17 protein-coding genes and 1 pseudogene are annotated in these 11,725 nt (G+C 43.6%); 9 read left to right on the top strand and 9 right to left on the bottom strand.

Going from position 1 to position 11,725, the window contains the following annotated elements:
* The first annotated feature begins 1 nt into the window (after window position 1).
* From QUA90_RS23815 to QUA90_RS30530, 4 genes and pseudogenes are all read left to right on the top strand, one after another.
* Complete coding sequence (locus QUA90_RS23815) at window positions 2–757, top strand: tyrosine-type recombinase/integrase (protein ID WP_333448095.1); 756 nt, start codon at window positions 2–4, stop codon at window positions 755–757.
* 392 nt (window positions 758–1,149) lie between these two features.
* Window positions 1,150–1,873, top strand: a protein-coding gene (locus QUA90_RS23810) for an IS1 family transposase (RefSeq protein ID WP_445300139.1) whose coding sequence is annotated in 2 segments (ribosomal slippage) — window positions 1,150–1,596 and window positions 1,598–1,873 — 723 coding nt in all. Because the reading frame shifts where the segments join, the coding sequence is not laid out codon by codon here.
* A 75-nt stretch (window positions 1,874–1,948) separates the two neighbouring features.
* Window positions 1,949–2,278 (top strand): hypothetical protein, encoded by a 330-nt coding sequence (locus QUA90_RS23805; RefSeq protein ID WP_333448093.1) that lies wholly within the window; start codon window positions 1,949–1,951, stop codon window positions 2,276–2,278.
* A 12-nt stretch (window positions 2,279–2,290) separates the two neighbouring features.
* A pseudogene (locus QUA90_RS30530) lies at window positions 2,291–2,524 on the top strand (methyltransferase family protein); the annotation flags it as partial.
* 391 nt (window positions 2,525–2,915) lie between these two features.
* Here the strand turns inward: QUA90_RS30530 and QUA90_RS23800 are convergent.
* Window positions 2,916–3,230, bottom strand: a complete 315-nt coding sequence (locus QUA90_RS23800) for a YciI family protein (protein ID WP_333448092.1) — start codon at window positions 3,228–3,230, stop codon at window positions 2,916–2,918.
* 131 nt (window positions 3,231–3,361) lie between these two features.
* A complete protein-coding gene (locus tag QUA90_RS23795) occupies window positions 3,362–3,628 on the bottom strand; it encodes a phytochelatin synthase family protein (protein ID WP_333448126.1) in 267 nt (88 codons plus the stop codon).
* 185 nt (window positions 3,629–3,813) lie between these two features.
* On the opposite strand from QUA90_RS23795, the gene QUA90_RS23790 reads away from it, so the two are divergent.
* The 4 genes from QUA90_RS23790 (at window position 3,814) to QUA90_RS23780 (ending at window position 5,267) form a co-directional block, all read left to right on the top strand.
* Window positions 3,814–3,969, top strand: a complete 156-nt coding sequence (locus tag QUA90_RS23790; RefSeq protein ID WP_333448091.1) for a hypothetical protein — start codon at window positions 3,814–3,816, stop codon at window positions 3,967–3,969.
* Window positions 3,908–4,207 carry a DUF2511 domain-containing protein gene (locus QUA90_RS30525; protein ID WP_445300140.1) on the top strand — a complete coding sequence of 100 codons (300 nt, stop codon included), beginning with the start codon at window positions 3,908–3,910 and terminating at the stop codon, window positions 4,205–4,207. Before QUA90_RS23790 ends, QUA90_RS30525 begins: the two co-directional genes overlap by 62 nt.
* A gap of 212 nt (window positions 4,208–4,419) precedes the next feature.
* Window positions 4,420–4,761 carry a hypothetical protein gene (locus QUA90_RS23785; RefSeq protein WP_333448090.1) on the top strand — a complete coding sequence of 114 codons (342 nt, stop codon included), beginning with the start codon at window positions 4,420–4,422 and terminating at the stop codon, window positions 4,759–4,761.
* A 155-nt stretch (window positions 4,762–4,916) separates the two neighbouring features.
* On the top strand, window positions 4,917–5,267 hold the full coding sequence (locus QUA90_RS23780) for a hypothetical protein (RefSeq protein ID WP_333448089.1): 351 nt from the start codon (window positions 4,917–4,919) through the stop codon (window positions 5,265–5,267).
* 280 nt (window positions 5,268–5,547) lie between these two features.
* Here the strand turns inward: QUA90_RS23780 and QUA90_RS23775 are convergent, their stop codons facing one another.
* Window positions 5,548–6,183, bottom strand: a complete 636-nt coding sequence (locus QUA90_RS23775) for a hypothetical protein (RefSeq protein WP_333448088.1) — start codon at window positions 6,181–6,183, stop codon at window positions 5,548–5,550.
* Between the two features lie 222 nt (window positions 6,184–6,405).
* On the opposite strand from QUA90_RS23775, the gene QUA90_RS23770 reads away from it, so the two are divergent.
* On the top strand, window positions 6,406–6,705 hold the full coding sequence (locus QUA90_RS23770) for a hypothetical protein (RefSeq protein WP_333448087.1): 300 nt from the start codon (window positions 6,406–6,408) through the stop codon (window positions 6,703–6,705).
* A gap of 29 nt (window positions 6,706–6,734) precedes the next feature.
* Here QUA90_RS23770 and QUA90_RS23765 read toward each other — a convergent pair whose 3' ends face one another.
* The 6 genes from QUA90_RS23765 to QUA90_RS23740 form a co-directional block, all read right to left on the bottom strand.
* The gene (locus QUA90_RS23765; RefSeq protein WP_333448086.1) at window positions 6,735–6,857 is read right to left on the bottom strand and encodes a hypothetical protein; all 123 of its coding nucleotides are present in this window, start codon (window positions 6,855–6,857) and stop codon (window positions 6,735–6,737) included.
* An 81-nt stretch (window positions 6,858–6,938) separates the two neighbouring features.
* Entirely contained in the window at window positions 6,939–7,133 is a 195-nt protein-coding gene (locus QUA90_RS23760; protein WP_333448085.1) for a hypothetical protein, read from the bottom strand.
* Between the two features lie 405 nt (window positions 7,134–7,538).
* The gene (locus QUA90_RS23755; protein ID WP_333448084.1) at window positions 7,539–8,408 is read right to left on the bottom strand and encodes a DUF4339 domain-containing protein; all 870 of its coding nucleotides are present in this window, start codon (window positions 8,406–8,408) and stop codon (window positions 7,539–7,541) included.
* 426 nt (window positions 8,409–8,834) lie between these two features.
* Window positions 8,835–9,677 (bottom strand): hypothetical protein, encoded by an 843-nt coding sequence (locus QUA90_RS23750; protein ID WP_333448083.1) that lies wholly within the window; start codon window positions 9,675–9,677, stop codon window positions 8,835–8,837.
* An 800-nt stretch (window positions 9,678–10,477) separates the two neighbouring features.
* A complete protein-coding gene (locus QUA90_RS23745; RefSeq protein ID WP_333448082.1) occupies window positions 10,478–10,921 on the bottom strand; it encodes a hypothetical protein in 444 nt (147 codons plus the stop codon).
* 41 nt (window positions 10,922–10,962) lie between these two features.
* The gene (locus QUA90_RS23740; protein ID WP_333448081.1) at window positions 10,963–11,325 is read right to left on the bottom strand and encodes a hypothetical protein; all 363 of its coding nucleotides are present in this window, start codon (window positions 11,323–11,325) and stop codon (window positions 10,963–10,965) included.
* Between the last annotated feature and the right edge of the window lie 400 nt (window positions 11,326–11,725).

The raw sequence follows: 11,725 nt of genomic DNA, 5'->3' as shown, positions 1-11,725 counted from the left end.
AGTGCGATCGCCTTCTAAAACTTACCCACTTCTGAACCGCCGTATTAAGAAATCCCCGCCTACCGATGCAGTAATGCAGTATTTGCGGCAAACTTTGTGGTATCGGGTCGAGTATACACCAAGCATGAAAATAGAGGGACACGGGCAGGCCAAGATATTCACGCAAGAGGAAATCGAACTCTTGTTCAACGAAGGTTTGCAGAGCGACCGCGACCGCGCCCTCTTTGGAGTTTGTCTCTACACCGCCTGCCGCATTGCCGAAGCGTGCAGCTTGAAAGTCATCGATGTTTTCACCCCGGCGGGTGTCATCCGCTCCGAAATGATTATCCGCAAGGGCAACACTAAAGGCAAGCTCGGCACCCGCACTATCCCGATTATTCAAGAGTTGAGGCTGCTGTTAGAAACCTACGAGCATCCCTCACTCCCCTACCTGTTCCCCAGCCGCCACCTCAACCACTGCTGGAAGCACGCGAACCCAGAAGCCGCCTCTCACCTATTCCAAGAAACCTGCGAAAAAGTCGGCATCATCTGCGCTTCCACCCACAGCCTCAGAAGGTCAGCACTCACTCAGATGAGCAACGCGGGTATTCCATTGCGGATTATTCAAGAAATCAGCGGCCACCGCAACTTAGAACAATTGCAGAAATACTTAGAAGTGCGGCCCGACCAAGTAAGGGGAGCCCTCTCTGCACTCTCTACCCTTTCTTACATCAGGAAACTCACTTTAACTGCTGCTTTGAGGCCAGGATTTGATTAAACTCAAAGGTAATGCGGGCTGGGATGACCCAGTTTTTAAGAGCCGTAAGGGGGGGCATTTGACCACAACTTAAGTACGGCGAAGAGTCAAAGTAGCGGCTATGCGATCGCCCATTGAACCGGACGTTGCGGCTAAAGTATCCCCCCAATCGCACTCCCACTAAGAGGCGCGTGCGCTCCCATTTAATCAAGCGTTCGCCCTTTGTTGAACATACAATGGCGTTTATTTCTGGAAAAACAATGGAGAACACAGCTAGTTCAACTCGTTCTGGGATTACCCAACTGACCGCGATTAATACGGCAAAAGTCCTCACCATTTTATGGTAGTGCCCTGAAGGAAAGGATGGAGTAAACTTAAGCTACTATTAGAGAGAAGTGTTTCCCTTTGGTGATATGACAGTAGAAATTAATTCTTGCCCCAATTGTGGCTCCGAAGAAGTTAGTCGTAACGGTCAGACTCGGCCTGGTAAACAAAACTACAAATGTCGAGAATGTGGTCGTCAATTTGTTCTAAATCCCGCGTGGAAAGCTATTACGAAAGAACAACAGGAGTTAATCCAGCGGATGTTACTTGAACGTATTTCTCAAGCCGGAATTGCTCGGGTATTACAAGTATCAGAAGATACAGTGCAGCGGTACGTAAATGCCCGAGCTGTTGTTGTTAAGAAGCAAGTGGAGGTGAGTTCCAAGCCAAAAAAGCGCCTGAATGTTCAGATGGATGAGTTATGGTCGTTTGTTGACAATAAAGGCAATCAGCAGTGGGTTTGGCTTGCATTGGATGCCCAGACTAGGGAAATTGTTGGTGTACATATTGGAGATCGTAGCGCAGTATCAGAAGAGTGCCTTATGGAATTCCATGCCACCTGTTTACCGTCAATGTGCTGTAATTTATACTGACCATTGGAGTGCTTATGATTCTGTATTGCCCAGTAAACGTCATTATAGTGTAGACAAAGATAGTGGTTGTACCAGCTATATCGAGCGATTTAACTGCACCCTTCGACAACGAGTATCTCGATTGGTGAGAAAGAGCTTATCCTTTTCTAAGAAATTGGAAAATCATATTGCTGCAATTGGGAGTTTTGTACATCATTATAATGCTAGTTTACAACTCTAGATACCTACTTTTTTTTGAATTCGGTTTTGTTTTATCATCTTGATCCTTTCCTTCAGGGCACTACCCATTTTATTATTGGTTGCTTATGCCTTAATTTTTGGCATCAAAGACCTGCGCCAAATCATCTATCTTTGTTTACACATTAGTTATTGTCTGTGGTGGCTGGTTGAGCAATGGTTTTATCCCTTGCGGCGACAACAGATATTCAGCGAACCGATCGGAGTTACTGGCTTCATCTTCAGTCTATTATTTGTCGGTGTTTTTTACTCTTTCCCTGGATATGTAGCCTTCACCAACCCGGAGCCTATCTCTTGGACAGCCGCTGCTGTTGCGCTGCCGCTCTTCTTTTTTGGCTCTCTAATCAATGCCACGGCTGACATTCAAAAACTGACGGCAAAGCAGTAGGGAGCGGGTTTAGTTAGTGATGGGATTTGGCGCTTTTCCCGTAATATTAACTACTTTGGTGATTTGCTGCGATACCTAAGTTTCAGTGTTGTGGCGGGTTCCATTTGGTCTTATTTACTACCAAGTTTAATTGCTCTACTTTACATACAGCGTATTTTCTCCAAAGAAGAGTCAATGTCTCAAAAGTACCAAAACTATCAAGAGTATCAACAAGCCAGCACTCGTCTGATACCCTTTATTTGGTGATATCCAGCAATCTATACCTCGACTTGAGGTCTTCAGAATGATCCCCTATTATGAATGCCTTTGTCTGCTCGTAAGTCCTGAAGGAAAGGTCTTTTCACAGGTAGCGACATTTAACGACAGATAGAGTTGAACAAGTGGCTAATACTCCTGTTATGCTGGCACTCAAGACCGATGTGTCTGCAGTGAATCGATGAGCCGGATTATGGCCGTTTTCTATCAAGCAGGCGGCGTAGGAAAATCAACTCAAGGCGTTTTAAAGTCTTGAACTGCTGCGGCATACCGTTAAGCGGGTACAGGCTAGCAGATCGCCTTTTTGATTCGCTGGCCAAACTCGCAGGCAATCAGCAGTAACGATATGCAATAGTGATGGGAAAACATATATAGCCCCTGCCTATTTACTATCGTCAAAACGCTCACGCCCAATATGCACCTGCCACTCCACTACTCTGGTAGATTCTGCTAACATACCATCCCGCGCGCGCGGGCTGCTGTTAACAATTGTTTGAGCCTCTTCCACACTTTCTGCCTGAATCATCCAAAGTCCCGTTCCATCATGGGGAAAAAACGGCCCACAGCACAGTAGTATTCCTTTCTCCTGTTGCTCGCGAAACCAAGCTAGCTGATTTGGGTCGTGTTCTGGATGAGCGATTTTGTAGTCGTAATACTCTGGAATGGTTGCTACAACAATGGCAAAAAATTTAGGCATAATGCTTTTTAAAACTGATAAAGTTCAAATCAAAGATAGCATAATGTTCCAATTCCTTTTGGTCGCACCCGCACTCTTGCCATTTTTGAGTAAGTGTTGAAGCCCCGTTATGCAATGCCTAATTATCTATTTTATTGGTGCACAACGAGATAGCCGCGTGTCTTTTTGGAAGTTGAATCAGTAGTATTCATTGCTTTCCAAAGATTTTCAGTAGAAGCCCATACAGGCGGATATTTATAACTGGCTACGTCTTCAATCAGAAATCGATCGCTTGGCTCGTGATAGGCAGCAAGGGGAGAAATATGCCCGCTTTTACCCTGACCCAAAACAGAGCGTTGGTAGTTCACGATTATATAATCACCGGAACGGGTAAGGTTGGCTTTAGCTTGGGTACGAATTCATAGTGAATTGGTATAACATAAATTTCTTACGTGGTTGTCGGCGAGGTGCAATTTGCAGAGTTTAAGCGGCTTGTCGAGTGTTGCTCCGTCTTCTGTCTCTGACCTAGCTTTGCCAGTCTCATTTTGAGCCGATCGAGCAGCAAATTCAATCGTTACTAGCCTCCCCGCCGACGCTGTTACCCATGAACGTATATCCGAACTCATCCAAACTATCTTATGCCAGACTTAAGAAAAGCAAGGAATTGGGACACAAGCCTAATGAGTTGGAAGAAGTGCATGGCAATGTCTCTGTTGCTGCTAGCGACAGGTTGCGCGGAAGAGACAAGCATAACCGTTAACCAACAAACGTATGGAAAAACGTGGCCACTTACCGTGACGAACGGCATATTATCTTGCGTAGACCAGGCTGTCATTTTTACTGCACCTGACGGAAACCAATATGCCGTCAACGGTTTCGCCATAACTGCGGGCTATCCCTCGATTGATCCAATTACCTTGCCAGATCCTGTAAACCCACGCTCAAAGAGGTATCTTGGAGTGCTGATAGATGACGGGAAGAGACTCTGCCCCCAATAGTAAAAATTTGTGTTGACCGTAAATTATCAACTTTTAAAAAGCACCCAATTGGTAATAAATAGGTGCTGTTTAAAAGTTGCACAACTTGAGTTATAGACTCGGTTCGAGATTGAGTACAAAACTTTATATCGTGTCCTATTTTGCCCGTATCTCCGCTATATCCTAGCTAGAGTTTTTGCACCCCAAAAAAGAAAAGTATCGGAGTGAAGTGTATGAATTGGAAGAGATATGTGGCAATGAGTTTGTTGCTGCTAGTAACAGGTTGTGTAGACGACAGGTTTCGGTTTGTGTCAAAAAAGAAATTCGGTGATGCTTGGCCCTTGACAGTGCCACGCGGTCAAGTGGCTTGTTTTTATTCAGAAAACGGAGACGTTATTTTTTTTGTTGCACTAGATGGCAAAGAATATTTACTTCAGGGCAACCCCGCGCCATTAAGAAAAAATCTTCTTCCAATCTATCCTATTACCAAACGCGACCCCAAGAATCCACCCGCGTTTATGAGTACGGACGTGTTAATAGAAGAAGGGCGGCGGCTGTGTCCTCCCTCGTACTAATATTGCCTGTCGAGACTATAAAAGCACCAAATGAATGTCCGAACTGTAACATTTGGATGCTCAAACTCAAACTGCATGAGCAAAAGTTGAATAATAAAAAACCTGTTAATTCATTGTAAACTTAGTAAAAAAAGAGGGATTGAGGGATAAATCAAATGAGTTTTAAGAAGTGCATGACGATAGGTTTGTTGCTGTTGGCGAGAGGTTGCACGACGGAAAAAAGAGAGCGGTTTATTACAGAAAAAGAATTTGGGAAAGACTGGCCACTGACGGTAAAGAGCGGAACCCTGGTTTGTATTGTGACACCTGTGGAAAATCGGTCTATTTTCTTTATTTCTCCTGATGGCAAACGATACAATCTTATTAGTGCCGAAGAATACCCCTCAATTTTTTCCCTTTTGAAACCTGCCCCACAAAACTCATACTCTAAATTTGTCAATCCCGAATGGCTACTTAAGAAAGGAATGAAGTTGTGCCCGGAACCGTTTTGGTTAGCGCCCCCCTAACCACTAGCAATATCATCAATGCTAGCCTGTCTCTTCCCTGCTTAAAAACTGAAGAGACAACCAGGGGCGATCGGCTTGATGCGGTACCTCGGTCATTCATAGTTTATGCCCGGTTTACCAGTAGATAAACCGTGCTTTAGGCTGATTTTCCTTGATTTATTGTGGTTTTCTTGGTTTACGTTGACTTTCCTTGAGTTATTGTGGTTTTCTTGGTTTAGGTTGATTTTTCTTCAGTTTCCTGACCGCCAAAGGATCTCGCCATTCTTGTCCGAGTGATATGTCAAGTCAAGTTGCTTCTCATCTGCGAAATTGCTTGATTCAAACCCTCGCTGTGAATCCAGCCTACGAAGCCACCGTAAATCATTTTGCCATCGGGATCGGCTAAAAAAATGTGGTCAACGCCGAGGGGGTTTTTCCAAGCCCTAACCGCTGTTCCATCCCTAAGTCTGATAATCGGATTGGAGCTGTTAAAATCCCTGTGGTGTGCTGGTGTCATTCCTGGGACAGCTTCTAAAATGGCGCGAGCCTCCCTAGTAACATCTGAAATGTTTGCAGCGCTGGCTGCTGAACAACCACATCCATCTGTCACTGTTTGCTTGAGCCTTTCTTTGATATCGCCATCAAACAGGGATAATTGCTCAATCTCATCTAAAAGTTTCCCGTGTGGCTCAGATAAGCGCCTTTGGCAATAAATTGCTGTTAGCAAGTCCTCTAACCCTACTTTTGTTAAGGCATCTGCAATCAATCCCGTCAAACCTAGTACGGCAATGCCTCCGAGCATTCCTGCCGGGCCACCTAGAAATGCTAGAGCTGCTGTGATTGCAGCCGCTCCTGTCAAACCTGTCGCAGCCATCGTTACTACCAGGATGATACCTGGTAAACCCAAAGCAGCTACTTTCTTGACGACTTCATCCATTTTACCAACCTTCGCTGTTGCTTTCTTTCCTCTACCAACCAGTTACCAGCACAAAAACCTGCTAGCGCAACAAGTTATTTATTATATCCTGACCTTGCCGTAGCAGTTTCGAGTCATAGATGGGAAAATTAGATTATCCTGATGAAGCTGTAGCGATTTCAACCCCTAGGCTGGAAAATATAACAAAGCTGACAAAGTACCAGAAAACCAACGAAACTATCTATGACAATTGGCAAGCTTGAACTTATTATCAAAATTAACGAACTACCGAATAACGTAGAGATTAACAAAGACAACTGGAAAACCTTTGAGCTTGACTGTGACGATCGGATAGTGTCCGTTAGTGTTAAGCCCAAAATATGGAAGAAGCTTGAGGATGCTGCTGCCAACTATCCCATGTGGGTGGCTGCTATCGGTGGCAAAATGGGTGAATCAACCCCTAACGGCTTTGTGCTATTAGAGCCAAGTATCCAAGTCTTTGAGAAAAAACCCAAGGAACCTAAACCTGAAGCAGAGCAGTGAGGTTTGATCGGCAGTTGGTAGCACGTCGCTTAGAGCGGACGATCGAGCTTAACGAATTCTGCAGGCGACCTCCCGATGGTGCTCGCATCCCGTTCATCTGCGGCACGCTCGATCGCATCTTCCAACACTGCCACAGCTTCCTCTTTCGCCATTTTGTACGAAACGGCGGGCAAATAGACTGAGATGTTAGCCTTCCCCAGTCAGATTCGTTGGGAGGGACAGACATTCTGACATCAAACTCCAAACTTTATGAATTCAATTACATCTTGAACGGTTTTGTTTTCACTCGTGTATACTGCCTTACCTATTTTGAAAAATGTGGGAGCCAGTTTCCTGAAAAAACCGCCACTAATAGCTTTGGTTTCTTCACAAACTGTGTTGCAGTAATCAATATCTTCAATAAGTAGATGTTGTTGAGTATCTTTCATAATGTAAACCTGCTCTGTAATTTAACAATTTCAGACTAACCTAGCCATTTAGCCTAAGATTGCCAAAATGGCAGTTAAACATGAAAATTACGAAGTTATTAACCTAGCTCTAGTTTAATTTATTATCCTGAGCCTGGTTCAAATCTTGATAACGCTCGCGACTCGGACGAGAAGCCCGATAGCACTTGGAAGAAAAATTCCGGGATTTGATAGAAGCCGTGACCCAAACTGGTCAATCAGAGATTGACGATCGAACGACGGATTCTGACTCTCTACCGGAAAAGGGCGCTTTTACGGCTAGCTGACTAACCAGGATTAGAACAACACCGACTAGGATCGCCGGACAATTAGAACAAAGCGTAAAAGCACTCAAACCCTTTTTTAGACTCCAAAAGCAAGCTATCTCTATTGTTTTGTAAGATATTTGGTCAGTTCTGAAACTTCACCAGCGCGTTGCCAGTCACCCTCTCCGCGTCTAACTTTTGTACGAGCTGTAATTTTCTGAATCTCCCAGAGTTGCAATGCGGTATACGGCCCTTCGGCTTTACCCGAGCGGAACACGTACCAGTCAGCAACTTCGGGGGCTGCTGGTCTTACAGGTCGCATCCGAGTTGCCCCAGCATCGGCGCTCAGTTGGTTGAGCCCTTGTTCTATGGGATTTGGAGCGGGTAAGTTTTTGGCAACAGGCGATCGCCTTTTTTGTTTTACAGCAGGTGCGCTGGAATTCTGCGATCGCCTTTCTTGCTTGGCAGCTTTTCGCTGACGGGCCCACAGATCGTATTGGTAGAGGTAGGCGGAAACTATGGTCATTCCGATCGGAATTAGAGTAAACCTTACGTGAATCATGAACTGTCTCAGTTCGTAAGAGTCGTTGTTGTAGGCTTCCTGTCTGCTAGGTGCAGGAACTACTGAAAATACAACAAATACTACGAGAATAGAGGTCACGAAGCTAATAATGAAGGCATTTAACCCTTCTTTCCAGTGCGGCTGCTTTGTGTTCGACCAAGTAGTTAAACGCTGGCGAAAATTATCCAGTGAAGGTTTTTGAGGTAAATGTGTCAGCAGTAGATTTGCAACAAAGACAGAAAACCAGTGCAACCAACTAAATAGAACCGCTACCCAGAGCCAACCCCCAATTAAAATGGGGGCAAGGCTTTCAGCCGACTGTACAGGAAACTGACCTTTGACCGTAGAAGTGAAAGCGTAAGTAAGTCCAAAACCTCTCAACCATGAGATAGGATGAGGAAACCACGCGGGCCATGATGGAATTTTCATGAGCTTGCAGTTTTGATAGGGATAACAAAATTGTCTCAAGCTTTAACCCCAAGTGGTTTGTTCAACCTTCTAGGTCAGTCCCTGGGAGGTTGAATTGTTACTCGCACCGCATCGGCTTGAGCGGTTTTGGGACGGTCAAAATACACCATTTGAGTGCAGCTTGAGTGCAACGTGGCTGTAGCTTGGCTACAAATATTTTGATGGCAGCTCAAAGGTAAGCAGAGTCGGTGCCAGCACTCAGCTCCTAAATTCTACGGCTACCGCCGTGACAGGGCGGGTGAACCACTAAAAATTTAGGCGGGGATACGCAACTTTCCTTATTTACGACTCAAAACTGTTACAGCTTCATTAAACACCACCATTTCTATAAATGTATAGTAAGAGAAATATCCTGGTTTAAAGAGAGCGATTTAAAAGTCATAAATTTTACATAAGTTCAGTTTGAATAGACGGGTACTCAATAAACTCCATAAACTGCTTTCCTAACTCTGTGGTTTTACTTTCTTGACCATATAAACGATTCATTTTAAGGAGCTTATCAATATCTTCTTGGCGCCTAACCGTTTTTAGTTCTCTCTCTTTTCCTCCCCTTCTTTGAGATATGTGATTTGCACCAAGAGGAGTTGAATATCTAGAAATGCCCAACCTTTGCAAGGCTATATCACCATCCGCATCTTCTTTCGTAACGTAATTTTCTCTTAAATTTATCAAACCCCGATCTGCCAAATCTTTTAAAACCTGATTATATATAGCTCTATTTTGTTCCAACATAGGAAAATACGTGTCTAATTCTTTTATGGCATATTTATCTAAGTAGTGAAGATGTTTTAGAGTAGAGATATGAAGTGCAGTAAAACCATCAATCCAGTTGAGAAATATCGCTAAAACATCATCCTCTACAGAGCTGGGAATAGATGAATTGAGAACTACATTCCTCAAGGCTTCAAGTTTTTGCTCCTTATGAGTGTGGCGAGCTATCTGAGACGCATGGAGAAAAGTTGTCAAAAAAACCGGATTTTCACAATTAACTGATTCAACTTTAGATTGTAGCTCAGTTAATTTTTCAACTACAGTTTCTAAAAAATTACGTATCCTTTTCGTTGTCGGAGGACCAATATAGGTATCGATAAAGAATTCCGCTAACGGCCCGAGTGCTGGTATAGAGCTAGCGACTGCTTTGAAACCATTATAAATTATATCAGAACTATTGCTATCAGTCGCTTTGAGTTTTTCTACGAGGGAGTCTTCATTTTGAGTGATGTTGCTCATAATTACTTTTTGCAAAAAGATTTATTAATCCTAGCGTTCGCTCTTAAGAAGCTAATTAGGGTTTTCCGTATTGTTAAGAATCGGGTATCACGAGCTCACATCCCAAATCATTGTTAATCGCCATTAACTTCCCATATCCTAACCCAGGGCTTAAAACTGGTACAGCACGGTTACTCCGGCGCTGGAAGGGGGTCTAGTCGATCGCCCGATCGCCTTAAATTCGCTTAGTGGCTATCTGAAAGTCCGCTCTCTACAGTTGCTGGCATTAAAGAGTGCGATCGAATAAAGATTAACTTGTCCAGTGATGTGGTGGACAAGTTAATCTTTATTCTCTGACAAAAGCCTAACCGGGTGCGTTTTTAGAGCTTTGCCTTTAGTAGTTCAATAATTTCTTCAATTTCCCTTGCGTCTAGCTCACTGGCAATTTTGAGAATTTTCTCGTTATGGTTGGCTTGGGTGTCAATGTTCCCGGTGTTGAGTTTGCGGTCGCTCTTGAATTTCGGGCAAAACGCCCTCTGACTGTAAGCGCTTACGGTACTTACTAACAGTGGGTGTGCTTACACCGCAGAAATCGGTAGGGGTGGCGACTATTTTTCCGACGGTCTTCTAAATTTTTTCACTTCGGCAAAGACTTAATAGCCCGTCGAAAAAATCCCGCTAGGGGTTTAGGCGGGGAAAGGGTAATTTTCCTACTCACTCCAAAACCTTGCTATAGGCGGGGATAATCCACTTTACGTGTTGTGGGTTTTATTCGTTATCCCTGATTCTAAAAAAAATCAAACATTTATAGCAGTTATTAATCACTTTAAGTCGCGATTAATTCTTTGAATCGGTCGGACATAATTTGTATTAGCTCTGACCCAGTAGCGAGTTCGACCGAATGAATGGCTTCCCACCCATAGCCAAGGTTTTCCCCGTCGGTCAAGAAAAATTCCAACAGCATCAAATCTTTCTCCAGTGGGCATAATCCTATCAACAGGCAAATCAATCATATCCATTCGATTACTTTGACCAGTCCTATCTTGCCAGCGAACATTCAAACCTTCTGGATCTACGACTTCCCACACCCAAGGCATGACTCCACTCTTTCCATTGACAATGTGGTAGTCTCCATTTTTGTCAGCCTCTGGATATGTGTTGGGATTTTGAACTTGGAGCAACGGAGTAGCAACGCTCCCACCAGGAAAAGAAGGAAAGAAAACTCCGGCAGTGAAGATTAGACGAATCACAAGATTTTTGAACATAAGATTGCCCGCAAACTGATAAATTCTATTTACCCTCCTCACTAGCTAGAAAAACCCATTGGATGGAAACCAGAGCGAGACGATGAATTCAGCCCCTTAAGAATTTCTCGAACTTTTATAACATCTTCTTTGTCCGAAATCTCTACATGAGCCTCAATTTTGAAAATATCATCAAGTCTTTCTTTGTCATTTTCTATAACTTTTAATATTTTCACGACCTTACTTCCAAACGAAAAGCATTCGTCACCGTAGTGAAGAATCAGCTCAATGTCATCCCCTACTTGTAAGCCCAGATTAAAATTGTACTTAGCAACTTGCATCGACTTGACTTTTTCTTTGTCTACGTCTTTGTCTACCTCTTTTTCTTCAAGAAGGGAAGGAATCATTACAAAATACTGAAACATACAACTCGCTCCTAAATATATTAAAATATTTTAGCTATGAACTTATTTGGTTTCATAGTATTTAAGATTTATTTAATTATTCAAATTAGAAAAAATTATAGAGAATAAGAGTTTTATTTTTAATCAACTCTACGGGTAGCACTTCCAAGTCCTAGATAGGGAAACAAGCGTTTTCCCGCCTAGATTTTTAGTGCCACACCCGCTCTGTCACGGTAGAAATTGTAGAATTAGATGCTGAGTGCTGGCACGGGTTTTGACAATCTTAGAGGTCGCAGGCTTAACAAAACCTCAATCTGCATCTGAAAATTCTCACGGGCTGGGTCGGTGCGATTCGTTGAAACGTGAATCACGGTGAAAGCCCGTACATAACGTTTCCAGTCACAAGGCTGAACTCTCGGTC

Origin of the sequence: Microcoleus sp. D3_18_C4, from assembly GCF_036702355.1 — a bacterium.
Classification (GTDB): domain Bacteria; phylum Cyanobacteriota; class Cyanobacteriia; order Cyanobacteriales; family Microcoleaceae; genus Microcoleus.
The sequence above is the reverse complement of the archived record's forward strand: the minus strand, read 5'-3'. Positions and strand labels throughout refer to the sequence as shown.